The sequence below is a fragment of the Streptomyces albiaxialis genome (assembly GCF_039530985.1).
In the GTDB taxonomy this organism is placed as follows: domain Bacteria; phylum Actinomycetota; class Actinomycetes; order Streptomycetales; family Streptomycetaceae; genus Streptomyces; species Streptomyces albiaxialis.
Genome location: NZ_BAAAPE010000030.1, coordinates 42,654 through 68,488, shown reverse-complemented (window position 1 = coordinate 68,488; position 25,835 = coordinate 42,654). Strand labels below are relative to the sequence as shown.

25 protein-coding genes and 1 pseudogene are annotated in these 25,835 nt (G+C 71.8%); 12 read left to right on the top strand and 14 right to left on the bottom strand.

What is annotated here, in order from left to right; genetic code table 11:
- Positions 1-32: 32 nt before the first annotated feature.
- The 3 genes from ABD343_RS39960 to ABD343_RS39950 form a co-directional block, all read right to left on the bottom strand.
- Positions 33-443: a four-helix bundle copper-binding protein gene (locus ABD343_RS39960; protein ID WP_344535713.1), complete on the bottom strand. Its 411-nt coding sequence runs from the start codon at positions 441-443 to the stop codon at positions 33-35.
- 164 nt (positions 444-607) lie between these two features.
- On the bottom strand, positions 608-1,174 hold the full coding sequence (locus ABD343_RS39955; RefSeq protein WP_344535712.1) for an isochorismatase family protein: 567 nt from the start codon (positions 1,172-1,174) through the stop codon (positions 608-610).
- A gap of 58 nt (positions 1,175-1,232) precedes the next feature.
- Positions 1,233-1,832 (bottom strand): TetR/AcrR family transcriptional regulator C-terminal domain-containing protein, encoded by a 600-nt coding sequence (locus tag ABD343_RS39950; protein ID WP_344535711.1) that lies wholly within the window; start codon positions 1,830-1,832, stop codon positions 1,233-1,235.
- A gap of 70 nt (positions 1,833-1,902) precedes the next feature.
- Here ABD343_RS39950 and ABD343_RS39945 point away from each other — a divergent pair, with 70 nt between their 5' ends.
- The 5 genes from ABD343_RS39945 to ABD343_RS39925 all read left to right on the top strand — a co-directional run bounded on the left by ABD343_RS39945 (position 1,903) and on the right by ABD343_RS39925 (position 8,788).
- Complete coding sequence (locus tag ABD343_RS39945; protein ID WP_344535709.1) at positions 1,903-3,180, top strand: FAD-dependent monooxygenase; 1,278 nt, start codon at positions 1,903-1,905, stop codon at positions 3,178-3,180.
- 201 nt (positions 3,181-3,381) lie between these two features.
- Positions 3,382-5,046 (top strand): MMPL family transporter, encoded by a 1,665-nt coding sequence (locus ABD343_RS39940; RefSeq protein WP_344535708.1) that lies wholly within the window; start codon positions 3,382-3,384, stop codon positions 5,044-5,046.
- A 101-nt stretch (positions 5,047-5,147) separates the two neighbouring features.
- Positions 5,148-6,380, top strand: a complete 1,233-nt coding sequence (locus tag ABD343_RS39935) for a sensor histidine kinase (protein ID WP_344535707.1) — start codon at positions 5,148-5,150, stop codon at positions 6,378-6,380.
- Entirely contained in the window at positions 6,377-7,054 is a 678-nt protein-coding gene (locus ABD343_RS39930; protein WP_344535705.1) for a response regulator, read from the top strand. Before ABD343_RS39935 ends, ABD343_RS39930 begins: the two co-directional genes overlap by 4 nt.
- Positions 7,055-7,093: 39 nt before the next feature.
- Complete coding sequence (locus ABD343_RS39925; protein ID WP_425578386.1) at positions 7,094-8,788, top strand: phytoene desaturase family protein; 1,695 nt, start codon at positions 7,094-7,096, stop codon at positions 8,786-8,788.
- Positions 8,789-8,976: 188 nt separating this feature from the next.
- Here the strand turns inward: ABD343_RS39925 and ABD343_RS39920 are convergent, their stop codons facing one another.
- The 9 genes from ABD343_RS39920 to ABD343_RS39880 form a co-directional block, all read right to left on the bottom strand.
- Positions 8,977-9,381 (bottom strand): hypothetical protein, encoded by a 405-nt coding sequence (locus tag ABD343_RS39920; protein ID WP_344535704.1) that lies wholly within the window; start codon positions 9,379-9,381, stop codon positions 8,977-8,979.
- A gap of 19 nt (positions 9,382-9,400) precedes the next feature.
- The gene (locus ABD343_RS39915) at positions 9,401-9,811 is read right to left on the bottom strand and encodes a peptidase inhibitor family I36 protein (protein ID WP_344535703.1); all 411 of its coding nucleotides are present in this window, start codon (positions 9,809-9,811) and stop codon (positions 9,401-9,403) included.
- Between the two features lie 151 nt (positions 9,812-9,962).
- Positions 9,963-10,487, bottom strand: coding sequence for a hypothetical protein (locus ABD343_RS39910; RefSeq protein ID WP_344535701.1), 525 nt, complete (start codon positions 10,485-10,487; stop codon positions 9,963-9,965).
- Between the two features lie 115 nt (positions 10,488-10,602).
- Positions 10,603-11,691 (bottom strand): sensor histidine kinase, encoded by a 1,089-nt coding sequence (locus tag ABD343_RS39905; RefSeq protein ID WP_344535699.1) that lies wholly within the window; start codon positions 11,689-11,691, stop codon positions 10,603-10,605.
- Positions 11,688-12,158 carry a response regulator transcription factor gene (locus ABD343_RS39900; RefSeq protein WP_344535698.1) on the bottom strand — a complete coding sequence of 157 codons (471 nt, stop codon included), beginning with the start codon at positions 12,156-12,158 and terminating at the stop codon, positions 11,688-11,690. Before ABD343_RS39900 ends, ABD343_RS39905 begins: the two co-directional genes overlap by 4 nt.
- Positions 12,159-12,538: 380 nt before the next feature.
- A complete protein-coding gene (locus tag ABD343_RS39895) occupies positions 12,539-13,363 on the bottom strand; it encodes a carbohydrate ABC transporter permease (RefSeq protein ID WP_344535696.1) in 825 nt (274 codons plus the stop codon).
- Positions 13,360-14,274, bottom strand: a complete 915-nt coding sequence (locus ABD343_RS39890; protein WP_344535694.1) for a carbohydrate ABC transporter permease — start codon at positions 14,272-14,274, stop codon at positions 13,360-13,362. The genes ABD343_RS39895 and ABD343_RS39890 overlap by 4 nt, the downstream gene beginning before the upstream one ends.
- Complete coding sequence (locus ABD343_RS39885) at positions 14,271-15,695, bottom strand: extracellular solute-binding protein (protein WP_344535693.1); 1,425 nt, start codon at positions 15,693-15,695, stop codon at positions 14,271-14,273. The genes ABD343_RS39890 and ABD343_RS39885 overlap by 4 nt, the downstream gene beginning before the upstream one ends.
- A 602-nt stretch (positions 15,696-16,297) precedes the next feature.
- A complete protein-coding gene (locus tag ABD343_RS39880) occupies positions 16,298-16,459 on the bottom strand; it encodes a hypothetical protein (RefSeq protein WP_344535691.1) in 162 nt (53 codons plus the stop codon).
- Here ABD343_RS39880 and ABD343_RS41105 point away from each other — a divergent pair.
- Together ABD343_RS41105 and ABD343_RS39875 are read left to right on the top strand one after the other, a co-directional pair.
- Positions 16,392-16,598 carry an arginine deiminase family protein gene (locus ABD343_RS41105; protein WP_425578385.1) on the top strand — a complete coding sequence of 69 codons (207 nt, stop codon included), beginning with the start codon at positions 16,392-16,394 and terminating at the stop codon, positions 16,596-16,598. The two genes, ABD343_RS39880 and ABD343_RS41105, sit on opposite strands and share 68 nt — an antisense overlap.
- A complete protein-coding gene (locus tag ABD343_RS39875; protein ID WP_344535689.1) occupies positions 16,564-16,914 on the top strand; it encodes an EF-hand domain-containing protein in 351 nt (116 codons plus the stop codon). Before ABD343_RS41105 ends, ABD343_RS39875 begins: the two co-directional genes overlap by 35 nt.
- 133 nt (positions 16,915-17,047) lie before the next feature.
- On the opposite strand, the gene ABD343_RS39870 is transcribed toward ABD343_RS39875, so the two are convergent.
- Positions 17,048-17,992: a Gfo/Idh/MocA family protein gene (locus ABD343_RS39870; RefSeq protein ID WP_344535688.1), complete on the bottom strand. Its 945-nt coding sequence runs from the start codon at positions 17,990-17,992 to the stop codon at positions 17,048-17,050.
- Positions 17,993-18,069: 77 nt separating this feature from the next.
- Positions 18,070-19,581 carry an MFS transporter gene (locus tag ABD343_RS39865; RefSeq protein ID WP_344535686.1) on the bottom strand — a complete coding sequence of 504 codons (1,512 nt, stop codon included), beginning with the start codon at positions 19,579-19,581 and terminating at the stop codon, positions 18,070-18,072.
- Between the two features lie 63 nt (positions 19,582-19,644).
- Here ABD343_RS39865 and ABD343_RS39860 point away from each other — a divergent pair, with 63 nt between their 5' ends.
- The 5 genes and pseudogenes from ABD343_RS39860 to ABD343_RS39840 all read left to right on the top strand — a co-directional run bounded on the left by ABD343_RS39860 (position 19,645) and on the right by ABD343_RS39840 (position 25,835).
- A complete protein-coding gene (locus ABD343_RS39860; RefSeq protein WP_344535685.1) occupies positions 19,645-20,613 on the top strand; it encodes a helix-turn-helix transcriptional regulator in 969 nt (322 codons plus the stop codon).
- Positions 20,614-20,675: 62 nt separating this feature from the next.
- Positions 20,676-20,969: pseudogene (locus tag ABD343_RS39855) on the top strand (carbonic anhydrase); the annotation flags it as partial.
- A gap of 91 nt (positions 20,970-21,060) precedes the next feature.
- Complete coding sequence (locus ABD343_RS39850) at positions 21,061-21,444, top strand: hypothetical protein (protein WP_344535683.1); 384 nt, start codon at positions 21,061-21,063, stop codon at positions 21,442-21,444.
- A 198-nt stretch (positions 21,445-21,642) separates the two neighbouring features.
- Positions 21,643-22,677 (top strand): LacI family DNA-binding transcriptional regulator, encoded by a 1,035-nt coding sequence (locus ABD343_RS39845; RefSeq protein WP_344535682.1) that lies wholly within the window; start codon positions 21,643-21,645, stop codon positions 22,675-22,677.
- 116 nt (positions 22,678-22,793) lie between these two features.
- Positions 22,794-25,835: a glycoside hydrolase family 3 protein gene (locus ABD343_RS39840; protein ID WP_344535680.1), complete on the top strand. Its 3,042-nt coding sequence runs from the start codon at positions 22,794-22,796 to the stop codon at positions 25,833-25,835.

Sequence of the window (25,835 nt, the reverse complement as noted above, 5' to 3'; positions counted from 1 at the left end):
CCCGCCCGCCGGGGCTCGCAGTGTGTCTCGTGTCAGCCCAGGGAGCCGATCAGGTCGTCGCAGGCCTGTGCGCAGCGGCGGCAGGCCTCGGCGCAGACACGGCAGTGGCCGTGCCGGCCGGCGTGGCGTTCGCACTCGTCGCCGCATGCCCTGCAGACGGTGGCGCATGCCTGGAGGACCGCGCGGGTGACGTTCGCGTCGTAGCCGGTGCGGCGGGAGAGCACCGCGGCGGTGGCGCCGCAGATGTCGGCGCAGTCGGCATTGGTGCGGATGCATGTGGTCAGCTCGCTGACCATGTCTTCCGACATGCAGGCGTCCGCGCAGGCGGTGCACGCCTGCGCGCAGGCCACGCACTCCTCGATGCAGCGGGCGAGTTTCTCGCGGTCCACGCCGCCCAGGTCGGCGGGGTAGGTGTCGAGCATGTCCTTGACCGTGGTGGCCATGGGTGTCTCCAGTGGGGTTCGGTTCGGTCTCACGCGGCGGCTGCCGACTTGTACGCGTAACACCGTCGAGGACGCGGGAAACCTTTTGCCGTCCGCGGCCCCGCCGGGACCCGGGCGTATCCGATGTTGAGGAGGAGGCCCGGCCCGGCGGCTCGGGCGGGTCGTCAGGGGGCGGGGGTGCCGGTGAAGGACACCTCGCTGGTCTCGACGGTCCCGGCCGTACGGCCCGGCGCCGCCTGATAGGTCCAGTACAGGTTCGTATGCGCGATGACCTGGTCCGGCGACGGCGCGCCCCGGTCCGTCTTGTCGCCCGTCGTGTGGGCGTCGCCGACCAGGATCGCGTCGTAACCCCTGGTGAACGCGCCGTGGAGCGTGGAGCGGACGCACGCGTCGGTCTCCGCGCCGACGACGACGAGGCGGCCGACGCCGAGCCCCGACAGCACGGTCTCCAGCGTGGTGTCCTCGAAGGAGTCCCCGTAGCTCTTGCCGACGAGCGGCTCGCCGTCGCGCGGAGCCAGCTCCGGGACGATCCGCCAGTCGTCGCTCTCCTGCGCGAGGTCCTCGTCGGAGTGCTGGACCCAGACCACCGGGACCTCTTCCCGCCGCGCCCGCTCGACCAGACCGGCGATGTTCGCGACGACCACGTCGCGCCGGTGGGCTCCCGCGACGACGCCGTTCTGCACGTCGACGACGAGAAGCGCGGTGCTCGGCCGGTTCTCCAAGGTGGTCATGGTCTTCCTCCGCTCGCACCGGACTCGGGGCCACGCACGTTAGTCCCGGCCACTGACATCAGTCCCGACCACCGGCATCGCGGCGTAGGGCCAAGCCGTCCACGAGGAGGGCCAGCCCTGCCTCGAACGCCGATTCGTGATCGATGCGCGGCACATCGTCCGGCAGATCCATGCTGTCGCCGGAGCCGGTGTCCGCCTGCTCCGCCTGATCCGCCTGCTCCTCCAGGACGCTGCCGACCGTGAAGCGGCCCACGGCGAGCATCGCCATCTGTGCGTCGTGCTCGGGCACGCCGGAGGCGACGAGGAAGGACACCTTGCGGCGGATCCGGTCGAGGTCCGAGGTGGGCGCGGAGCCGGCGTGGAGGCGTGCGCCGTCCCGGCGCATCAGCAGGGTGCGCCGGACGCTGCGCGCGTTCTCCAGGAACCAGGTGCGCCAGTCGTCGCCGGGGGCGGGCAAGGGCTCGGCCGCGTGGGGCGCCATCGCGGCCTGCGCCATGGCGGCGAGGAGGTCCTTCTTCGTGCGGAAGTACCAGTACAGCGAGGGCTGCTCGACGCCCAGGCGCTTCGCCAGGCGTCTCGTGCTGACGGCGTCGAGCCCGACCTCGTCGAGCAGGTCGAGCGCCTCGGTGATCACGGCTTCACGGCTGATCTTCGTCACGTTGACAATCTATCGCCGATAGATGACTCTGAAAAGAAATCATTCACCGATAGGTTCTGAGGTGAGAGGGATGCCACGGCAGCCGGAACCGGAAGGGAAGTCCCTGCGCGTCCTCATCGCCGGGGGCGGTATCGCGGGGCAGGCGCTGGCCTTCTGGCTGGTCAGGGGAGGGCACCGGGTGACCGTCGTCGAGCGCTTCCCCACGCTGCGGGCCAGCGGCGCCCAGGTCGATCTGCGGGGGCAGGGCATCGAGGCCGTCGAGCGGATGGGCCTGATCGACACCGTCCGCGGCGCACTCGTGGACGAGGCGGGCGTCGCCTTCGTCGACGCCCGTGGCAGGCCCAGGGCGACGATCATGGCCAATACCTCGGGCCAGGGCAGGCAGAGCCTGACATCGGAGTACGAGATCATGCGCGGGGACCTGGTGCGCATCCTCCATGACGCGACCGAGGACGAGGTGGAGTACGTCTTCGGCAAGAGCGTGGACGGCTTCGAGCAGGACGAGGACGAGGACGAGAACGAGGTCGTCGCGCGCTTCTCCGACGGGTCGTCCGGCGCGTTCGACCTCCTGGTCGCCGCGGACGGCCAGGGCTCGCGCCTGCGGAGGGCGCTGCTCCCCGAGGGCTTCGACCCGTACTGGCGGGTCGGCATCCACATGGCGTATTGGTTCGTCCCGCGCATCGCCTCCGACAGCAACATCCGCGACACCTGCATGGTCCCGGGCGGACGCCAGATCATGCGCCGCAGCCACAACCCGACCGAGACCCAGGTCTACTTCGTCCTGCGGGAGGACTCCGCGGAGGCCTCCGCGATCCACCGCGAACCGGTCGAGAAGCAGCGGGAGTTCTGGGCGGGCAGGTTCCGCGACGCCGGCTGGCAGAGCGAGCGCTTCATCGACGGCATGGGGACGAGCCCGTTCTTCCACTCCCAGGAGATCGTCCAGGTGCGCACCGGCACCTGGTCCGAGGGCCGCGTCGTCCTGGCCGGGGACGCCGCGCACTGCGCCTCGCCGTACAGCGGCATGGGCGTCTCCGGTGGCCTGGTCGGCGCCTACGTCCTGGCCGGCGAGATCAACCGGTGCCCGCATGATCTGCCGACCGCGCTGGCCCGCTACGACACCACGCTGCGGCCCTTCGCCGACGAGATCCAGAGCGAGGTCAACCCGCGCCTCCTGCGCCTGGGCCTGCCGATGACCCAGCGCGCGATCGACGCCTTCCTCGCGGTCACCGGCCTGGCCACCGCACTGCGCGTTCCCGAACTTGCGGCCCGCTTCTCCAAGGCCGACCGCGGCGGTGACTGGCGGCTCCCGGACTACCCGGAGGCGCGAGCGGCCCGGCGGCCCCGCTGACGAGGCATCACCGGCACGGCCGTACTGCCGTCGCAGTACGCCGCAGTGTCAGCAGGCGCCGGACGACGAGGACGTGCCGCGCCGCCAACGATGGAGTCATGGCTCCGGCTCGCCGCATCCGCGCAGCCCGACCGCCCGGAGCGCGGTCCAGAGCCGCCGCCGCTTTTCCACTCTCCTGACCCCTGACTGGAGCGCCTCGTCATGGCTTCATTGCTCTACCGGCTCGGCCGATTGTCCTTCCGGCAACGCCGCTACTTCGCCTTCGTGTGGGTGGTGCTCCTGGCGGTGTGCGCCGTTGTGGCCGCCACCGCGCCGGAGGCGGAGGACTCCGGGTTCTCGGTGCCGGGCACCGAGTCGCAGAAGGCCTTCGACCTGCTCGACGAGCGTTTCCCGGGCGGGAATTCGGAGGGCGCCGACGCCCGCATCGTGTTCGTGGCCCCTGACGGGCAGAAGATGACGGCGAGCAGCAACAGGGCGGTCGTGGACGAGGTCGTCGATGAAGTCGCCGCCGGTTCCCAGGTGAAGGAGGCGCAGAGCCCCTTCGAGGAGGACGCCGTCAGCAAGGACGGCACCACCGCGTACGCGACCGTCACCTACGACGCGTCGAGCGAGGATCTGTCCGAAGCCACGAGCAAGGCGCTGCTGGCCGCCGTGCAGGACGGCCGGGACGCGGGGCTGACGGTCGAGGTCGGCGGGTCGGCGGTGGACGGGGGGCCGGAGCTCGGGGGCATCACCGAACTGATCGGCATCGGTGTCGCGGCCCTGGTGCTGTTCGTCACCTTCCGCGCCCTGGTCGCCGCCGGACTGCCGCTGCTCACCGCGCTCGTCGGGCTCGGCGCCGGCATCTGCGTGATCATCGCCGCAGGCATGACCACCACGACGATCACTCTGGCGCTCATGCTGGGACTGGCCGTGGGGATCGACTACGCGCTGTTCATCCTCTCCCGGTACCGCACGGAGCGGGCCGAGGGAAACACCGCCGAAGAGGCCGTCGGGCGGGCGGTGGGCACGGCCGGTTCCGCCGTCGTCTTCGCCGGAGCCACCGTCGTCATCGCCCTGGCCGGACTGTCCGTCGCGGGCGTGCCGATGCTGACCGACATGGGCCTGGCCGCGGCCGGGACCGTCGTGATCGCCGTGCTGGTCGCCCTGACGCTGCTGCCCGCGCTGCTCGGCTTCTTCCCCCGGGCTGTCCTGCCTCGTGCTGAGCGCGCGGGGCGGGCTGACGGCGCCGGGCGTGACGGGCGCGCGGGGCGGGCTGACGGTGCCGGGCGTGACGGGCGCGTCGAGCACGCCGACCGTGCCGAGCACGCCGACCGTGCCGAGCACGCCGACCGTGCCGAGCACGCCGCACGGCAGTCGGCCGTCGGCCGGGCGAAGGAACTGGCGGGCAGCCGCTGGGCCCGCTTCGTCGTACGCAGGCCGCTGGCGGCGCTGCTGCTCGGCGTCGTGGGCCTGGGCGTCATCGCCGTCCCGGCCCTGGACCTCCAGCTCACCCTGCCCGGCGACGAGGCCCAGCCCACCTCGACCACCCAGCGCCGCGCCTACGACGCGCTCGCCGAGGGATTCGGCCCCGGGTTCAACGGGCCCCTGACGGTCGTCGTCGACGCCCGGCAGGCCGACGGCGCGAAGGCCGTCGCCGACCGGGCCCGCAAGACGCTGCAGGGCACCGACGGCGTCGTGGAGGTGTCACCGGCCATGTTCAACAAGGCCGAGGACACCGCCGTCCTCACCGCCGTGCCCGGCACAGGCCCCAGTGCCACCGCGACCAAGGACCTGGTCAAGACCCTCCGGGCCGAAGCCGACGCGTTCGAGGCCGAGACCAGGCCCCGCACTCCCCGCACTACCCGGACCCCGAGGACTCGGTGAGGGCATGAGCCATGGCACGCCGGGCTGCCCCCGCCGTCACCGGCGGCCCGGCGTGCCCACCGCCAGGACGACGGCGCGGCAGCGACCGGTCAAGGAGCCTCGTGATCGACGAATTGCGGCTGTGGATCCGCAGCCATCCCCGCACGGTCGACACCGTTCTCGCCGTCGTACTGTGCGCCGTCACCCTGGTGTCCACCACCATGGAACGGCCGCCGCACATCCATCAGTGGCCGCCGCTGCCCGCCGTGACCGTCGCCGTGCTCTCCTCGGGCGTTCTCCTCGCCCGTCGCCGCCGTCCGCGCCTGACGGCGATCGCCACCACCGCGTGCGGCGCGGCGCTCGGGGCCATGGGCCCCACGCTGGGTTACCAGTTCGGCTCCACCCTCGTCGGCACCACCATGGCGGCCCTGGCCTCGCTCGCCTGGCGGACCGACCAGCGCACCACCGGCCGCTACACCGCCGCCGGCGCACTCACCCTCCTCACCGCCTCCGCCGTCTGGGCCCCGGACGGCACGCGCTTCCAGTCCGAACAGGTGGGGCTCGTCGGCTTCGTACTCCTGGCCGCCGCCGTCGCCGACTCCACACGCAGCCGCCGCGACCACCTCGCCGCCGTCGAGGCCCGCGCCGAACTCGCCGAACGTACCCGCGAGGACGAGGCACGCCACCGGGTCGGCGCCGAACGGATGCGCATAGCCCGCGAGCTGCACGATGTCGTCGCCCACCACATCACCCTCGCCCACGCCCAGGCCGCCACCGCCGACCACCTGCTGTCCACCCACCCCGACCAGGCGCACGACGCCATGCGCCAGCTCACCCCCACCCTGGTCTCCGCCTTGAACGAGCTGCGCGCAACCGTGGGGCTGCTGCGCCACAGCGGCCACGACGACTCCCCGGAGCCCGCGCCCGGCCTGGCCCGGCTCCCCGCCCTGCTCGCCTCCTTCGAGCGCGCGGGCCTCTCGGTGCACCTCACGAGCGACGGCGTTGCGCAGCCGCTGCCACCCGGCCTCGACCTCACCGCCTACCGGATCGTCCAAGAGGCCCTGACCAACGTCACCAAGCACGCCGGGACCTCCACCGTCTCGGTGCACCTCGCCTACGCCGACCGCCTCCTGACCCTCACGGTCAGCGACAACGGGCCCCGGCGCACCAGTACGAACGCCGTCGCGGGCTATGGACTGATCGGCATGCGGGAGCGCGTCCAGGCCGCGGGAGGACGCCTTCGGGCACAGCCGAAGGAACGCCACGGATTCGAGGTGGTCGCGGAGCTCCCCCTCGACGCCTCACACCCGCACCCCACGGGCCTTCCGCTCATCGACCACGAGGACCGCCCATGACCATCCGGGTTCTGCTCGCCGACGACCAGGCCCTCCTGGCCGGCACCTTCAAGATCCTCATCGACGCCTGTGACGACATGGAGGTCGTCGGCCTGGCCGAGCACGGCACCCAGGCCGTCGAGCTGACCCGCGCCACGGCACCGGACGTCGTGGCCATGGACATCCGGATGCCCGGCAAGGACGGGCTGATCGCCGCCGAAGAGATCACCCGGAGCGAAGCTCTCGACAAGGTCCGCGTCCTCATCCTCACCACCTTCGAGACCGACGAGTACGTGGCCCGGGCCCTGCGTGCCGGTGTGAGCGGATTCCTGGGCAAGGGCGTCGCCCCCACCGAACTCCTCAGCGCGATCCGCACCGTCGCCGCCGGGGACATGGTCCTGTCCCCGCTCGCCACCCGCGCGGTGGTCGCCCGCTACCTCGCCACGCCCGGCCCGCCGACCGCGGTGCCACAAGAACTGGAGACGCTCACTTCCCGCGAACGCGAGGTCCTGGCACTGGCCGCCAAAGGGCTCACCAACGACGAGATCGCCGAACTCCTGCACCTCAGCCCGCTGACCGTGCGTACCTTCATCCAGCGCATCATGACCAAACTCGACGCCCGCCACCGCGCCCAGGTCGTCGCCCTCGCCTACCAGACCGGATTCGTACGCGTACACCAGCCGCCCGATCACTGATGCGTCCCTTCGGCCGGGTCCGGGGCGTACCGTCGGGGGGTGGACAACCGTGAAGAGAACCGCGAGTCCCTCACCCCGCCGGGCGCCGAGGCCCCTCCGGAAGCGGCCGGGCCACCCGCCGGGCCCCGCCACCGTGCGTCCCGTACGGCGGGGTCGGCGGAATTCCCAGGGGACGTCTACGACGCCGTCATCGTCGGCGGCGGTCACAACGGCCTCGTCGCCGCCGCGTATCTCGCGCGGGCGGGCCGCTCCGTGCTCGTCCTCGAACGTCTCGACAGCACGGGCGGCGCCGCCGTCTCCACGCGGACCTTCGCCGGGGTGGACGCGCGGCTGTCCCGCTACTCGTACCTCGTCTCGCTGCTGCCGTCGAAGATCGTCGACGATCTCGGGCTGCGCTTCCGCGTCAAGAAGCGCTCCGTCTCCTCCTACACCCCCACCGTGCGCGACGGCCGCGCCACGGGACTGCTCGTCGCGGGCGGGGAGGAGCGCACCCGGGCCTCATTCCGGGCCCTGACCGGGTCCGATGCCGAGTACGAGGCGTGGCGGGACTTCTACGCCATGACGGGACGTGTCGCCGAGAGGGTCTTCCCCACGCTCACCGAGCCGTTGCCCTCCCGTGAGGCGCTGCGTGCGCGCATCGGCGACGACGCGGCGTGGCGCATGCTCTTCGAGGAGCCGCTGGGCGTCGCCGTCGAGGAGCGCTTCCGCGACGATCTGGTGCGCGGGGTCGTCCTCACGGACGCGCTCATCGGCACCTTCGCCGACGCCCACGACGCCTCCCTCGCCCAGAACGCCTGCTTCCTCTACCACGTGATCGGCGGGGGCACGGGGGACTGGGACGTCCCGGTCGGCGGTATGGGCGCGCTCACCGACGCGCTGGCCGACGCGGCGCGGGCCGCGGGGGCCCACATCGCCACCGGCCACGAGGTCCTGCGCATCGACCCCGACGAGCCCCACGCGGACGTCGTCTGGCGCGCGCGTACGGGGGAGGAGGGCACCGTCGCCGCGCGCGACGTGCTGGTGAACGCCTCCCCGGAGGCGCTCGCGGCACTCCTCGGCGACGAGCCACCGGCCGAGCGCGCCGAGGGCGCGCAGCTCAAGGTCAACATGCTGCTGAACCGGCTGCCACGGCTGCGCGACACCTCGGTCGACCCGCGCGAGGCGTTCTCCGGAACGTTCCACGTCGCCGAGGGGTACGAGCAGTTGGCCCGGGCCTACCGGCAGGCCGCCGGGGGCGCGCTGCCGTCGTCGCCGCCCTCGGAGATCTACTGCCATTCGCTGACCGACCCCTCGATCCTCGCCCCCGAACTGGTGGCCCGGGGCTGTCAGACGCTGACGTTGTTCGGGCTCCACGCCCCCGCGCGGCTGTTCGCCCGGGACAACGACGCGCAGCGGGAGGCCCTGCTCCGGGTCACCCTCGACCAGCTCGACGCGGTGCTGGACGAGCCGATCGAGGACTGCCTCGCGCGCGACGGGGACGGACGGCCGTGCATCGAGGCCAAGACCCCGCTCGACCTGGAGCACGCGCTGCGGCTGCCTGGCGGGAACATCTTCCACCGGCCGCTGGCCTTCCCCTTCGCGGATCCTTTCGCCGACGAGGCGGACGGCACCGGCCGTTGGGGAGTCGAGACCGCCCACCGGAACGTGCTGCTGTGCGGTGCCGGAGCGCTGCGAGGCGGAGGCGTGAGCGGAATCCCCGGACACAACGCGGCCATGGCCGTGCTGGAACGCTGAGCAGGGCCAGACCAACCGGGCCTGGAAGAAGGGTGGATGAGGCCCGGAACGGCGGCTGGGCATCTCCCGAAGAAGGACGTAACCGGTCGCTCGTACGGGGCGGCGTCGGCACGCTGTCCGTCGTGCCGACGCCTGTCTGTGGTGAGCGGCACCGCCCGTGGCGACGGGACACGGTGGCCGGACCGCGGTCAGGAGACCATGGTTCCCCAGGTCCCGCAGGTACGGGTCAGGATGCGTTCAGTCCCGTAGTTGCCGAGGCACACGTGGTAGTGCACCTTCTTCCCGTCGGGGATGGCGTAGTCGCAGTCCTTGTAACCGTTGTTGGCCCCGTTGTTGTCCCAGCAGTGCCTGAACCGGCTCCCTCCTTCGACGATCCAGACAGCGACGGCCGAGCGGCCGTCCGCGTAGGTGTCGCCGACTCTGAGGTGCTCGCCCCAGGAGAGGAAGACGGCCCACGCCTTGTAGTTGGTGGTGTCGTAGATCGTCGGCCCGTTCGTTCCCGCGGCGGCGCCGGTGGCGGTGGACACGCCGAGCACCGTGGCCGCCGCGAGAGCGAGCGCCGACCTCACGAGATGCCGCGTCACGTTGCGCATCGAAGAGCCTTTCGTGAGTTCATCCCCAGACAGCGATGCTTCTGACCTTCCACGGGGTCTTCTCGGAGTAGGTGTGGGGCCTGAGGTCGAAGTTGCTGCCCCAGCATCCGTGGTCCTTGTAGAGCGTGATGCGCTTGTTGCGCTGGTTGGAGACGGTCCGCCCGTTCCACGGGTAGCAGCCGTGCGGCCTGCGATAGGTGCTCTTGTTCCCCTGGAAGTGGGCCTTCGTCCAGGTGCAGACCGCGCCGTTCGCACAGCGGGCCGCGAGAGGAGCAGAAGCCGATCTCGCGCTCTCCGGTACGGGCGCGGCGGAGGCGGCCGACGGCGCGGCGAGCGGCAGGGTGGCGAGCACGGCGGTGGTGGCCAGGCCGGGCAAGGCGAGCCGGTTGCGGAGCCGCCGGTAGTGAGGTTTGAGAGGTTTGAGACGCATGGGTTCTCCCTGGGGCGTCGTCGTGAGGTGCGTTCCCGTGCGTGCGTTCTCACCCCCTCGACGGAGCAGCACGGCCGAATGTGACTCTCGGCGAGAAAACTGCGGCTTCCGCTGACGTCGGCCAGGGGGCACACGGCGCAGGAGCGCTGCGTCAAAGCACGTACGCGGTCGTCCTCTCTCGGCTCGCTCGGCCGTTCCGTTCGAGGTGGCCTTCGCGGGGGCGCCGGTCACCCCGGGGGGCGGTCTCGCGATGGGCCTGCCGGGCTGCGGCGTAGTCCGGGGACGGCACGGTGGATCCGGCGGCGAATATCTCGCGGATCTCCCGAAGGCTGAGGTACGACGCGTTGATCGCTGATGCCGCCTCGTCGGTCGCGGTGAGGAGCAGCCGTTCGCGGGCCTCGTCGCATCCCGATTCCCGGTATACCTGCCGGATCCTGGCGGCTCTCGCCTCCGGGCTCGCGTGGTCCTCGTCGGCGGCCAGGCGCATGCCCTCGTGTGCCCTGCGGAAGGAGACGAGGCAGTCCGCGTACAAGTTCCGGCGGTCTTGCAGCTTGTTGTCCCTGGTGGTGCGCCGCCAGCGCACCTGCTCGCCGACCAGGGTGGCGCCCACCCCCATGACGGCCCCGAGCGCCGTTCCGACCAGAGTCGCCCACTCCGCGTCGACGGATGGTGCCACATGGGCACAGGACACAGAACCCGCCGGTCCGAAGGCGCGTCACGTACCGGCCTGCTCAGCGCGGCTCGTGGCAACGCCGCAGAGCGTGGTCGTAAGTCACCGGCACGCTGGAGGGTCATCCGGGCAGGGTGGCGTGTACGCGGAAGCCGCCTTCCGGGGTCGGTCCCGCCTGCGCTTGGCCGCCGAGCAGTTCGACGCGTTCTTGGAGGCCGAGGAGGCCATGGCCGCCGGTGGGCAGGCCGGGGCCGGGGGCTGTCGTGGGGGAGGCGGGGCGGCCGTTGCGGATCTCGACGACCAGGGTCTCGTCCTGTGCCGTCAGTCGTACCTCGGTCTCGGCGCCGGGGGCGTACTTGCGTACGTTCGTGAGGGCCTCCTGCACGATGCGGAAGGCGGCCTGCTCCAGGGGCTCCGGCCAGGCCCGGTCGGGGAGCGCCGAGCGGTCGTAACGGACGGCGAGCCCGCTGGTCTCGACCAGCGCGGCGAGGTCCGCGAGGCCGGGGCGCTCGGGGGCCGACCGCAGGACGCCCACCAGGCTTCGCAGCTCCTCCAGCGTGCGGACGCCCAGCTCGCGGATCGTGGCGGCGGCTTCGCGGGTGTGGGGGTCGGGTGCGGTCGCCTCCCATGCGCCGGCTTGTACGGAGATCAGGCTGACGTGGTGCGAGACGCTGTCGTGCATCTCCCGGGCCAGCCGTGCCCGTTCGCGTGCCGCTGCCTGCTCGGTGAGGAGTTGCCGTTCGCGGCCCCGGGTGCGGGCCAGTTCGATGAGGTGTGCGGACAGTTCGGCGCGGGTGCGTACCAGCCGCCCTACTGCCATCGGGCCGCCGCTGAGGAGTGCGGCTGAGAGCACGCCGAACAGTCCGTCCTGGTAGGAGAGGGGCTCATCCGGGCCGGGCCACCAGGGCGTGAGCCCGGACAGGAAGATCAGCAGCGCGCACGCGCCGACGGTCCGCGGACTGCGGATGTCCCTGGCCACCTGGTAGAGGGCCACCATCGGTGCGATCAGGAGGTAGCCGGTGAATGCCGTGGGGAGCGTCGCCAGCAGTACCGGCACCGGCCATCGGCGGCGCAGCAACAGTGCGGCGACCGTCGCCGTGTGCCAGCCGAGCTCGATGGGGGAGGCGAGGGTGAGGATGGTCAGGAGTTCGGCTGCCGAGAGGATGAGGAGCAGCGCGTTCTCGGCGCGTGGGGAGAGCGTGCGCGTCATGCGGACAGGGTGAGTCCGCTGGTGTGCGCGGGCACGGCGGCCTGGATCCGGTTGGCCACCTGGAGCTTGGCGAGGATGGCGCTGACGTGGTCCTTGGCGGTCGCGGTGCTCATCAGCAGCCGCCGGCCGATCTCGGCGTTGGAGAGCCCTTCCGCGAGCAGGACGAGTACGTCGCGTTCGCGTGCGGTGAGGGCGGCGATGCGCGGGTCGGGCTCCTGGTGGCAGGGCGCGGTGAGGTAGCCGTTGACCACGGTGTTCGCCGTCCGGGGCGAGAGCGCGGACAGGCCGTCGACCTCGGGCATGCGCAGGTCGAGCAGCACGACATCGGGACGGTGCAGGCGTATCGCTTGTGCCGCTGCCGCGCCGTCGCAGGTGTGGGGCACCTCGATGTCCGGCTCGGCATCCAGGATCCGCTGGAGGGCAGAGCGCAGCAGCGCCTCGTCATCGACGATCAGTACTCGAATCACGTCCCCGGAACCCTCTCAATCACCCCAGACAACCTATAGGGCGCTTATCTCTGGCCTCACCCCGCCTCCCCACCGGTCGGATGGGGCGCGACCGCAGGTCGGGGCGAGGGACACCGGCTCGCCCTCAAGGACACTCGCGCCGTTGTCGCCAGGGTGGACGAACAGAGTCATCCGGAAGGCGGCCCGCGGCGGGATTGCCTACGGCGCTCTCGCCACCGTCGGATCGGCAGGCGTCCAAGCGGCGCTGTTCGAGAAGCCACTTCTCTCGCAGGAGAACGCGGCGACCTCGGGGCCGACGCGTCCGAGGCGCTGGTGCTCGCGGTGCCGGCGGCCCCGGGGCCCGCTCCGCCATCGACGGCACCGACAAGGCCCCCGGCAGGTCACTCCTTCGCGGAGCCGGTGAGCATGCCCTGGATGAAGCGGCGCTGCAGCAGGAGATAGACCACGACGACGGGCAGCGCGATCAGCGTCGCCGCGGCGGCCAGCAGCGCCGTGTCCGAGGAGTGCTGCCCCTGGAAGAAGGCGAGCCCCAGCGGGACCGTGCGGTGGGCCTCGTCGCTCACCATCACCAGCGCCATCAGGAACTCGTTCCAGGTCCACATGAAGACGATGACGGTCAGCGTGGAGAAGGCGGGCCGGCCCATGGGCACCAGGATGCGCGTCAGCGTCGACCAGGACGTGGCCCCGTCGATACGGGCCGCCTCCAGGAGGGAGCGTGGGGTGTTGCGGAAGTAGGTGCGCATCCAGAAGACGCCGAAGGCGAGGGACTGCGCGGTCTGCGGCAGGATCAGCCCCCAGTAGGTGTTGGTGAGGCCCCAGTGCCGCAGGTCGAAGTAGAGCGGGACGATCACGGCTTCCTGCGGCAGGGTGAGCCCCATGACGAAGAGGTAGAACAGCCAGTTGGAGCCGGGGAAGCGCATGGTGCCGAAGGCGTAGGCGGCCGGCGTGGCCAGCACCGTGGTGGCCGCCACCACGGCGACGGCCACCACGACCGAGTTGAGCAGATAGCCGCCGAAGCGGCCCCGGGTCCAGGCATCGGCGAAGTTGCCCCAGTTGAAGCCGTCCGGCAGGGCGAAACCGGTGTCCAGCGAGGCCTGACTGGACAGCGCCGTGGAGAGGATTCCCGCGACGGGGGTGAGGGCGATCAGCGCGAACAGGCCGAGGATGCCGTAGGTGACGGCGCGTTCGGCGCGGGAGATGTTCATCGTCTCCGGCCCTCCACGAGCCTGGTGACCACCACGGTCAACGCGAAGATCACGGCGGTGAGGGTGATGCCCATGGCCGACGCCGAGCCGACCTCACCGGTCTCGAAGGCCCGCCGGTAGACCTCGTACGCGGGCACGGAGGTCGCGTTGCCCGGTCCGCCGCTGGTCGTGATGTAGATCAGGTCGAAGTTGCGCAGCGCCGCCACCATGGTCAGCGTGAGCGCGACGGCGATCTCCGCGCGCAGGCCCGGCAGAGTGACGGTGAGGAACTCCCGCACCGGGCCCGCGCCGTCGATACGCGCCGCCTCGTACAGCTCGCGAGGGACGCGCTGCGCTCCGGCGAGGAAGAGCACCAGGCACAGCCCCGTCTCCACCCAGGTGCCGACCGCGCCCACGGCGGGCAGCGCCCAGGTGTCGTCGCCCAGCCAGGACCGGGTCAGGCCGTCCAGACCCAGCGCTCCGAGCGTGTCGTTCAGCAGCCCGTCGGGCGCCAGCACCGCACGCCAGGCGACGCCGACGACGACCAGGGCCAGCACCTGCGGCAGGAACAGCACGGTGCGGAAGAGGGTCATGCCGCGGATCCGGAAGCGGGTCAGCGCCGCGGTGAGCAGCAGCCCGACGGCTACCGGGAGTACGGCATAGAAGAGGAGCAGCACCCCGGCGTGCACGAAGGGGGCGCGCAGCTCGGGGTCGGTGAGCAGGTCCCGGTAGTTGTCGAGACCGGCCCAGCTCGCGCGGGTCAGCCCGTCCCAGTGCAGCAGGGAGAGCCACCCGGTCTGGGCCAGCGGCCACAGCAGGAACACGCCGAAGACGGCCAGCGCCGGCAGAACGTACAGATAGCCCACGGCACGGGGTTCGCCGGGTGCCCGTCGCCGGTAGCGGGCCGCGAATCGGCGCGGCGTGGCGCTCATTCCCCGCCCCCGTCCTCACCGTCGTCGGCACCTTGCCGGGCGCGGAACTCCGCGTACTCCTTCTGCATACGCGCGGCGAACTCGTCGGGGGCGAGTTTGCCGCTGAGGACGCCCTGAAGGTCGGCGGAGAGCGTGTCGTAGAAGGTGGGGGTGGTGTAGTCGAGGTAGGGCACCAGCCCGTCGGCGGCGTTCAGTTTCTCCCAGCCGGCGAACATCTGGCCGCTCGCGGTGTCCGGGTCGAGCTTCTCCGCGGCCTTGCCGGGGACGACCGGCAGCACCCCCTCCTCGGTCATCACCGTCGAGGCGTGCGCGTCGGTGAGGAAGTCCAGGTAGGCGGCGGCGACTTCGGGGTGGTCGGACTTGGAGGTGATGGACCAGGGCAGGCCCTCGCCGCCCGTGGTCAGCGGACGCCGCCCGGCGGCCGGGGGAGGCGGCATGAAGCCGAGATCGTCGCCCATGGGCTCCACCAGATCGGCGAGTTGCCAGGTGCCGGTGATCAGGAACGCGCCCTTGCCGTCGGCGAACTGCTTGGCGGCGTCGTCGTACCCCTTGCCGTTGGCGCCCTTGGGGAGATAGCCCTTCCGGGCCCACTCGGCGAGGGTACGGGCCGCCGAGCGCGTGGCATCCGTGTCGAAGCCCCCGCCACGGCCGAAGACCGTCTCGCGGACCGGCTCGGGGCTCCGGGCCGCCTGGCTCTGGAGCACGCCGAAGGTGTGGATGGCGGGATACTTGTCGAGATTGCCGAACTGGACGGGCAACTGCCCGGCCTCCTTGAGCTCCGGCAGGGCTCCGGTGAGGTCCTGCCAGGTCCTCGGCGGCTCGACGCCCGCCTTCCGCAGCACCGCCTTGTTGTAGTAGACGCCGATGTACTCGCCCTCCTGGGAGATGCCGTACAACCGGCCGGTGCCGAAACGGCTGCCGTCGGCGGAGACGCGGTTGAGGTCGAGCAGGGTCTTCGGGAAGCGGGTGTTCCACCCGTACAGCCCCGCGTAGTTGTCCAGCGGGGTGAGCATCCCGGCGCGGGCGAAGGCAACCATGTCGGAGTAGCCCTGGTTGGCCTGGACGACGTCGGGCGGGTCGTCGCCGCTGAGGGCGAGCTTGAGGGTCTTCCTCAGGTCGTTGAAGCTGCGCGCCACGCGCTTGATGGTGACGTTGGGGTACTTCTCCTCGAACTCCTCGTTGAGGCGCTCGATCTCGGCGTTGGTGCCGCCACGTGTCTGCTGGTCCCACACCGTCAGGGCGACCTTGCCCGCCTTTCCCGGGTCGGGCGTCGCGGTCGCCGCGCCGCCGCCCGCCCCCTCCGCGCCCGAGCCGTCCGTGCCGGGCACGCAGGCGGCGCCCAGCAGCAGGACGCCCAGCACGCCGAGGGCGGTGAGGGGACGGCGCGGCCGCGCTCTCCTGTGATGCCGGTGCTCGTTCATCGTCGTGCACCCTCCTTGCCGCAACAGCACGCGTCCGCCCCATGGTGTCGAAGGCAGTCAGGACACAGGGAATGTAGTCGGCCGGGCTCCCCTTGGGTACGGAGCCTTCAGCGACGACAGGTACGGCACGGGTGCCTTCCGGGTCCTGGACCGGTCCTGGAGGCGCCTGAAGTCCTGGGCGTGCGCCTCCAGGACCCGGAAGCAGCGTGCTGCCCGCAGGATGTCCGGTTCGGGCGCCGCACGGCTCAGGACGGAGCCGCCGTCCGCACGCTCCCGACGGCAGCGGGCTGTGGGGGTTCAGGCGCGGCAGGCTTAATCAAAGCCCGTGCGCAGGATGCTGTCCTCGGACATCTCTCCCTCCTAGCCGGTGGAATGGGCCGTGCAGGTCTGCGGGGCGGGGGTGCCGCCTCCGTCGCGCCCGGACATGCTCTTGAGCTTGCCGAGCAGGCCCCTTCGGTCCTCGGGCGCCAGACCGGGATGTCGGTGGCGGCGTTGTCCCCAGGCGCAGTTGGGCGGAGACCGTGCCCTGGCGGGTACGGCCGGGGAGCGAGCCCGCGCGAAAGCTGCCGTGTCCGGTGTTGGAGATGACACCGAGCCAGAAGTCACCGCGCTGAGGGCGCGGTGGTGAGGTCCTCGGCGGCGAGTCGGCGGTGATGACCGGCCGTGGGCGCGAGCGGGACGGCGGTGAAGAGGCCCGTGTCCTCGCCGCATCTGCCGCACACCGGCAGCCACGTCATCGAGATCGTCGGCGACGAACTGGTCAAGGGACGCGGCGGACCGCGCTGCATGTCCACGCAGCGGACTACGGGATCTTTGAGGCCGGGCTCTGCCCATATGGGCGGCGCTGCGGGAGACGGACGTACGGCACATGGACGCCGACGGCAACGGAGCGGTGGACCGTGAGGAGTTCATCGCCGGGATGCGTCGCTCGGCGGCCGAGGACGAGGGGAGCTACCTCAAGCGGCTGGGCGCGATGGTCGAGGCGTGGATGAGTGTCTGCGACGCCGACGACAACGGCCTGATCGACCAGCAGGAGTTCACCACCATGTACACCCGCACGCTGGGCGCCTCCCCCGAAGACCTCGCAGCCGCCTTCACCAAGCTCGACCTCAACGGTGACGGCTCGCTCGACGCAGGCGAGATCCGCCGGGCGACCGAGGAGTACCACACCAGCGAGGACCCGCAGGCTCCGGGCAACTGGCTCTTCGGCCCCTTCTAGCACCACAGCCGCACTTCCACGATTCCGCAGGTCAGGACTCTCGAAGGGGAGCCGACCAGGAAGGGCGGGCCGGCCGCGTGATCCGGCCCAGACCCGCCCACGGGCGGTGTGAGACGGCCCTGGTGTCACGACGTCAGCGGGGCTTGTTGACCTTGCCGTCGAGGTCGAGCGTGAGCTTCAGGGCGTCCAGCACGCTGTCCGGGGCGATCTCGTTCTCGGCGTCACCCCGCAGGACGTCCATGACGTGGCCGATCATGGCGGCGTACTGGTCGGCGGGCGGCAGGTCGAGTTCGCGGGCGCCGTCGGCGGTGTACGCGGTGACGGTGCCGGTCGGCTTGCCGTCGAAGCCCATCGTGGAGGAGGCGTCCAGCACTCCGTGCTCGAAGGTGGCGGTGTAGCCGCCGCGCGCTCCCCACGCCTTCGGCATCAGGGAGGAGACCGAGCTGCGGGCCGCCGCGCCGTCGAACGCGAAGGTGGCGTCGATCGCGCCCGAGTCCGCGCCGCGCGCCACGGTGGTCACGGCGAGGTCCTGGGGCAGGCCGAGGGTGCGGGTGACGAGGTCCATGTCGCTGTGCATCGCCTCCAGCGGCAGCGCCTTCAGCCCGAGCGAGGCGCCCGGCCACAGGTGCGCGGTCAGGTTCCACAGGGTGAGCTGTTCCAGCCGCCCGTGGGCGCCCTCGCGTACGGCGTCGAGCAGGACCTGGTCGGCCGGGATGAACCGCTCGAACATGTCCACGAACACCTGCTTGTCGCTGCGCGCCGCGGCCTCGGCGACCCGGTGGGCGTCCACCATGCTGTCGGCCAGCGGCAGTTCGACCAGCACGTGCTTGTCCGCCTCAAGGGCGCGCAGCACGTACGGGGCGTGCAGGGGGATCGGCAGGCAGAGGTCCACCAGATCGAAGGAGTCGTCCTCGAACGCCGCGTCCATGTCGGTGGACGAGGCGAAGCCGAACCGGTCGGCCACCGTGGCGGCCTTCTCCGCGTCGCGGCCGAACATCACCACCTCGACGTCGCCGCGGGCGGCGTAGACGGCGGCGTGTGCCTGCCCGAAGCCGGTGCCCAGCAGTGCGATCTTCATTGCTCTCTCCTCATGAGGTGTGCGGTCGTATCTCGGGATAAAGCGAGAGGGGAAGGGGGGAAGGGGCGGGCGTCGCCTCAGGACACCGGGACCCGTTCCTGATGCTCCTCGGGCCGCCGCTGCTCACCGGCGCCGCCCGGCTTCCGCCCCGCGAGACGCGGCACGGCGAACAGCAGCACGAAGGCCGCGGCGAACACCCCGGCCACGTACCAGAGGGAGTCCGCGAAGGCGTGCGGCATCCGCTGCGCCTGCTCGGCCGGGCCGCCGTGGCCGAGGCGGCCGAAGAAGGCGACCGAGGACAGGGCCACGCCGACGGCCTGGCCGAGCTGGATGGTGGTGTTCGTCAGCCCGGAGGCGGAACCGGCGTGCTCATGAGGGACCTCGGAGAGGATCAGGTCGGTCAGCGGCGCGACGATCAGTCCCATGCCCAGGCCCACGGGGATCAGCGGCACGATCGCCTGCCACGGCGCGATCCCGGCGCCGTAGTGCTGGGCGAGGTACAAGTACAGCAGCATGCCCGCTGTGGCCAGCAGCGCTCCCGCCTGCAGCACCACGCGTCCGAAGCGGGGCACCAGCACCTGCATCGACACCCCGGCCCCCGCCATCATCGCCGCCGACAGCGGCAGCCCCGACAGCCCGGCCCGCAACGGCGACCAGCCCAGGCCGAGTTGGAGGTACAGGGTCCAGGCCAGGAAGAACACCCCCGAGGCCAGGCCGAACATCAACTGCACGCCCTGGCCGCCCGCGAAGCTGCGCCGCGAGAAGAGCGAGAGCACCACCAGCGGCGAACCGCCCCGCCGCGTCAGCCGCCGCTCCCAGGCGACGAAGAGGGCCAGCAGCGGCGCCGAGGCGGCCATCGAGACGTACGTCCAGGCGGGCCAGCCCAGCTCACGGCCCTGCGTCAGCGGCAGGACCAGCGCCAGCAGACCGGCGGCGGCCAGCACCACGCCCACGATGTCGAGCCGGGCGGCGCGCTCGGCCTTCGACTCGCTGATCACCAGCGCGCCCGCGAGAAGCCCGGCGACGCCCAGCGGGATGTTGACCAGGAAGATCGGCCGCCAGCCCCAGCCCATCAGGTCGCCTTCCACGATCAGCGCGCCGATCAGCGGTCCGGTGACCGTGCCCAGGGCCATGACCGCGCCGTAGATCCCGAAGACCTTGCCGCGCTCCCGCTCGGGGAAGGTGACGTGGATGAGGGAGAGCACCTGCGGCACCATCAGCGCGGCCATGGCGCCCTGCGCGACGCGGCCGCCGAGCAGCAGTTCGGGGCTGTGGGAGACGCCGCAGATCAGCGAGGTGAGCGTGAAGCCCGCCATCCCCAGCAGGAAGATCCGCCTGCGGCCGAACAGATCGCCCAGCCGCCCGCCGGTGATCAGACCGAGCGCGAACGCCAGCGCGTACCCGCCCGTGATCCACTGCAACTCGGACGTCGACGCGCCGACCTCCCGCTCGATGCTGGGCAGGGCCATGTTCACGACGGTCACATCGACCGCGTCCATGAACGAGGCGACCAGCACCACGGCGAGCGCCGCCCACCGACGAGGGTTCACCGCGTTCATAGGGTTTTGAAGGGGTTTGTTCTCGGACATGCCCTTCACGCTAGAAGCCCTTTAGGACACCTCACGTCCGTAGAGCAGGGCAATCTGGAAGGCATGACCAGCGACCTCCCCGCCCGGATGCTCCGCCTGCTCTCCCTGCTCCAGACCCGCCGCGAGTGGTCCGGCACCGAGCTCGCCGACCGCCTCGGCGTGACCACCCGCACCGTCCGTCGCGACATCGACCGCCTGCGCGAGCTGGACTACCCCGTCGAGGGCACCACCGGCCACGCCGGCGGATACCGCCTCGCCTCCGGCACCGCCATGCCGCCCCTCCTCCTGGACGACGACGAGGCCACCGCCACAGCCGTCGCGCTGCGCACCGCCGCCGGTCACCTCACCGGGATGGAGGAGACCTCGCTACGCGCCCTGGCCAAGCTCGAACAGGTCCTCCCCGCACGGCTGCGCACCCAGGTCGCCGCCCTCCAGCAGACCACCGCCGCCATCGGCTGGGAGACCGGCGGCCCGCGTCTCGCCCCCGAGCTGCTCGCCACGCTCGCCGCCGCCTGCCGCGACCACGAGACCCTCACCTTCGACTACACCACCCGCCACGGAACCGCCGCCCCGCGCCGAGTCGAGCCCCACCACCTCATCTCCTCCGGCGGCCTGTGGTACCTCCTCGCCCACGACACCGGCAGAGACGACTGGCGCGTCTACCGCCTCGACCGCATCGCCGGTCCCGCGCCCACCCGTCACCACTTCACGCCCCGCCCGGTCCCCGGCGGCGACCCCGCCGCCTACGTCGCGGAGAAGATCGCCACCGCCCCCACCCGCTACCGCGCCGTCGCCACCGTCCACGCCCCCGCCGACACCCTCCGCTGCCGCTCCTGGGCCCTGCCCGCCCGTATCAAGCCCCTCGACGAGCGCACCTGCACGGTCGACTGCTCCGGCAACCACCTGCCCGCCATCGTCCAGACCCTCGCCGCCCTCGACACCGACTACGACCTCGACGCCGACCCCGAAGTCACCGCCCACCTCCGACGCACAGCCGAACGGCTCCACCACGCGACCGCCACCCAGTCGTGAAGCCGACCCCGCGACTCCGATGCCGTACCTACCGGACCGGTTCGGGCGGGCCTGGCGGTCCCGTAGTGCTCGGTCACGACTCGTGCGGCGCTGTGGGCGCGGCGTGCGCGGCGCTGGAGGACGGCATAGCGCCGGGCGGCTACGTACGGGACGTCGTCGAGCGGGTGACCCCCAGCGTGCTGGCAGCACGGGCCGCCGGACGGGTCGAGCCGCAGGAGATCCTCGCCGAGCACGTACGGCACACCGTCGACCTGCTGCTGGACCGCTCCTGGGGACTCGCGGACAAGGTCGCCGCGGGCCAGGCGGCCGTGGTGGGCCTGTGGGTAAGGGCCGAGAAGCCTGGGCCGAGGAATTGATGCGCTGACCGATACTCGGTGTGGCCTTGGAGAATGGGAGCGCCAGCGCCGCGAGCGACTTGCGCGGTGTTCGATCTGCTCAACAAGAGCGTTGGCGAGCTCCCTGGGGGCCGGCGGGAGTGGGTGTGTCCGTGAGGCGCTCGGCGAGAGCGGTGACCGCCTCGCGGTCTCCTTCAAGGGCTTCGCGTTCGTCGTCGGTCAGGTCGACCTGTTCGAGCATCTGGTTGATGCCGTCCCTGACGGCCAGGAGCTGACCTTGAGCGGACTGTTTAGGGACGTAGAACGGGCAGCGTGCGCAGGCCGGCCGGTGGGGGCACTTGGCGAGGAAGTCATAGCTGCGGTAGCCCTCGCGCAGGTCGTCGAGGCCGACCCGGAACCACTGCTGTCCGTGGAACAGACGGAGATCCGGCCCCTGCCCGACCAGTACGGATCTTCCAGGCCGCCGGGGAGGCTGCGCCGGTGCCGCGCTCGGTGAGCCCGGCGTGCACGGCTGGTGAGGTGTGCCGGGCTGCCCCATCGCTGACCGACGATGACGAGGGCGTCCGAACCGTTGACATGCCGGACCCCCCTCCTTACGGTCTCCGCGCACTCGCTACCGCGGGCGCTGTCGAATCGATTCGACAGCACGTCCGGACGGACGGACCGGACGGGGCACGGGATGGAGGAGTCTGCGTTGGTCAAGATCACCGATGTGGCGCGACACGCCGGAGTCTCGCCCAGCACCGTGTCGTACGTGCTGAGCGGCAAGCGGTCCATCTCCGCGGAGACCCGGCAGCGGGTCGAGCAGAGCATCCGCACGCTGGGCTACCGCCCGCACGCCGGCGCCCGTGCGCTGGCCAGCAGCCGGTCCAACGTGCTCGCGCTGGTGATGCCGCTGCGCAGTGGTATCCATCTGCCCGTGCAGATGCAGTTCGCCGCCTCGGTGGTGACGGCGGCGCGCACCTACGACCACGACGTGCTGCTCGTCACCCAGGAGGAGGGCGAAGACGGACTGCGGCGGGTGACGGACAGTGCGCTGGTGGACGGGCTCGTCGTCATGGACATCCAGATGCAGGACGCCCGGATCCCGCTGCTCCGCTCGCTCCATCTGCCCTCGGTGCTCATCGGGTTCCCCGCCGAAGCGGCCGGACTCACCTGCATCGACCTCGACTTCACGGCGACGGGCGAGGCCTGTGTCGACCATCTCGCGCAGCTCGGCCACCGGTGCGTCGCGCTGCTGGGCTCGCCGCCGGAGGTGTACGCGCGGGGCACCGGCTTCGCGCGGCGTACGGCGGCGGGCTTCACCTCCGCCGCCCGGCGGCACGGCATCAACGCGACGGTGGTCCCCGTCGCCCCCGGCAGGGCCGCGGCCCAGGAGACGGTGGAACGGCTGCTGCACAGGTACCCGGGGCTGAGCGCGGTGGTGGTGCACAACGAGCCCGCGCTGGGCCCCCTGCTGGAGGCGTTCCAGCGGGCCGGGATGCGGGTGCCCGAGGACCTGTCCGTCGTCGCGCTGTGCCCGGACGAGCTGGCGGAGAACGCCGTGGTGCCCGTCTCGTCCATCGCCATCCCGGCCGCCGAGGTGGGGGAGCGGTCCGTGGAACTGCTCATGTCCAAGCTGGCGCGAGGGCCGGAATCCGTGCCGGACGCCACCCTGCTGCCGCCACGGCTGACCCCGCGTGCGAGCACCGCGCCACGCCGCCCCGACTCGCTGCCGACCGCCTCCTGAACCCGAACCCACCACTCTGCTCAACCCGAACCCACCACTCTGCTGAACCCCGCACCGCCCCCGCCCTACCCAGCCTTGCGCAGATCGTCGAAGCGCTTCGACTCGGGGAGAGTCACGTGAAGAGACAGGCAGCATCCGAGAGCCAGAGACTGGCCACCTCACGACGTCACGCCCTCGCCCTCGGCCTCGCCGTGCCGCTCTCGGCGGGCGCGGCGGCCCTGGCCGGGCCCGGCACCGGGCCTGCCGCAGCGGCCGCCCGCGCCGCCCGCGCCGGGCACCCCTTCCGCGACCCGTTGCTCTCCGTCGAGGACCGCGTCGCGGATCTGCTCGGCAGGCTGACGCGGGAGGAGAAGATCTCGCTCCTCCATCAGTACCAGCCCGCGATACCCCGCCTCGGCATCCGGTCCTTCCGCACCGGTGGCGAGGGCCTGCACGGCGTCGCCTGGCTCGGCGAGGCCACCGTCTTCCCGCAGGCGGTCGGCCTGGCCAGCACCTGGAACCCGGAGCTGATCCGGCGTGTCGGCGCGGCCGTCGGCGACGAGGCGCGCGGCTTTCAGCACGAGCGGCCCGAGGGCTGGAGCTTCAACCTGTGGGCGCCCGTGGTGAATCTGCTGCGCGACCCGCGCTGGGGACGGAACGAGGAGGGGTACGCGGAGGACCCGTATCTGACCGGCGTCATCTCCACCGCCTACGGCACCGGACTCCAGGGCGAGGACCCCCGCCGTCTCAGGACCGCGCCCACCCTCAAGCACTACCTCGCCAACAACACCGAGAAGGACCGCGTCACCTCCGACTCGGTGCTGCCCGAGCGGGTGCGCAGGGAGTACTACGAGGCGGCGTTCCGCCCGGCCCTGACCGCCGACGCCGTCACGGGCGTGATGTCCGCGTACAACCTGGTCAACGGGCGCCCCGCGACCGTCGATCCGGACCTGGGCGCACGCGTGCGCGAGTGGGCGCGCAAGGAGCTGCTCAACGTCACCGACGCGGACGGGCCCAACAACCTCGTCGGTCTCCAGGACTACTACCCCACGCTCGCCGAGGCGGGCGCCGCGGCGCTCAAGGCGGGCATCGACAGCTTCACCAACGACAGCGAGGACTCCAGCAAGACCGTCAAGGCGCTCACCACGGCCTTCGACAAGGGGCTGATCGACGAGTCCGACCTCGATACCGCGGTCGGGCACCTCCTCGGCATCCGCGTCCGGCTCGGCGAGTTCGACCCCGGCGGCGGTCCGTACGGCAAGATCGACAAGTCCGTCATCGACAGCCCCGCCCACCGCTCCCTGGCCCGCGAGACGGCCGGCGAGGCGATCGTCCTGCTGAAGAACGAGCGCGGGACGCTGCCGCTCGACGCCGAGAAGCTGACGAAGCTCGCCGTGCTCGGCCCGCTCGCCGACACCCTCTACACCGACTGGTACTCCGGCTCACTGCCGTACGAGGTCACCCCGCGCAAGGGCATCGCCGAGCGGCTCGGCGCGGCCGGGGAGGTCACCGGGGGCGAGGGCGTGGACCGGATCGTGCTCCGGGACGCGGACTCGGGGAGGTACCTGACCGCGGGGCGCGGCGAGGACGGCGCCGTGCTCAGCGTCACCGCCGAGGACCCGGGCCGCACCGGGCAGTTCGACGTCTTCGGCTGGGGCCAGGGCGTCGTCACCCTGCGCAGCGCCGCCAACCGCCGGTACGTCGGCCTCGACGGCAAGGTCTTCCGCAACGACAAGAAGCAGCCGGACGGCTGGTTCGCGCAGCAGCAGTTCGTGCTGGAGAAGCCGGGGCGGCCGGAGCGGCCGGAGCAGCAGGACGACGACGGTACGCGGCTGGTCCGTTACGCCGGGTACGAGACCCTCAGGGACGACTACGGCCCCGAGCGCTACCTCGGCACCGGCGGCGACGACGGCCGCACCGCGGTCCTGACCACCAAGGCCGACGCCACCCGCTACCGCGTCACGACCGTCCGGGACGGCCTGGCCGAGGCGGTCGAGGCGGCGCGGGACGCCGACGCCGCGGTCGTCGTGGTCGGCAGCATGCCGCACATCAACGGCCGCGAGGACCACGACCGCACGTCCATGGCCCTCGCCGAGGAGCAGGCCGCGCTGGTCAGGGCCGTCCACCGGGCGAACCCGCGCACGGTCGTCGTCCTGGTGACCAGCTACCCCGACACCGTCACCTGGGAGCAGCGGCACGTCCCCGCGCTCGTCTGGACCACACACGCGGGCCAGGAGACCGGCAACGCCCTCGCCGACGTGCTGTTCGGCGACCGCAACCCCGCCGGGCGGCTCACCCAGACCTGGTACCGCTCCGAGGACGACCTGCCGGGCCTCCTCGACTACGACATCATCACCTCCGGGCGCACCTACCTCTACTTCCGCGGCGACCCCCTCTACGCGTTCGGCCACGGCCTGTCCTACACCGCGTTCCGCTACGGCGCCCCGAAGCTGCCCGAGGACACGCTCGGGCGCGAGGGCTCCGTCACCGTCTCGGTGCGGGTCACCAACACCGGCGAGCGCGACGGCGAGGAGGTCGTCCAGCTCTATACGCGGCAGCTCACCTCGCGTGACAAGCAGCCGCTCCAGCAACTGCGCGGCTTCCAGCGGGTCCCGGTGAAGGCGGGCCGCAGCCGCACCGTACGGCTGACGCTGCGCGCGGCCGATCTCGCGCACTGGGATGTGACCCGGGGACGGTGGGTGGTCGAGAGCGGCGAGTACGAGGTGCGGGTGGGGGCCTCCGCGAGCGATATCCGGGGGCGTACGAGGCTGCGGGTACGCGGCGAGACGATCCCGCCGCGCGACCTGTCCGCCACGACACGGGCCGCCTCGTTCGACGGCTACCGGGGCGTCCGGCTCGTCGACGAGAGCAAGGTCCGCGGTGACGCGGTCGGGTCGGACGCGGACCGTTCCTGGATCGTCTTCCGCGACGTGGAGCTGGGGGACGGTGTACGGGAGTTCACGGCTCGCGTTGCCCGCGAGGCACGCGGGAGCGGGACGCTCACGGTGCGGCTCGGGTCGCCGAAGGGGGCGGTCGTCGCGACCGCGGAGGTACCGAGCACCGGCGACCGGTACGCGTACCGGAACGTCTCCGCGCGGGTGCGCGGCGCGCGCGGGCGGCAGGACGTCCACCTCGTCTTCTCCGGTGAGCTGCGGCTGAGTTCCTTTTCGCTGCGGTAG